Genomic DNA, 234 nt, shown 5'->3' on the forward strand with positions numbered 1-234 from the left:
AAAAGCTTGCTTTTGTAAGTCAGCGGCGGACGGGTGAGTAACACGTGGGCAACCTGCCCTTGAGACTGGGATAACTTCGGGAAACCGGAGCTAATACCGGATAATATAAGGAACCTCCTGGTTCCTTGTTGAAAGATGGTTTCGGCTATCACTTAAGGATGGGCCCGCGGCGCATTAGCTAGTTGGTGAGGTAACGGCTCACCAAGGCGACGATGCGTAGCCGACCTGAGAGGG

General features: G+C 53.4%; 1 rRNA gene. It reads left to right on the forward strand.

From position 1 onward, the window contains the following. Positions 1–234 (forward strand): 16S ribosomal RNA (locus ACQCT5_RS23055); the annotation flags it as partial.

Source organism: Sutcliffiella halmapala, from assembly GCF_050107295.1.
Taxonomy (GTDB): Bacteria; Bacillota; Bacilli; order Bacillales; family Bacillaceae_I; genus Sutcliffiella_A; species Sutcliffiella_A halmapala_A.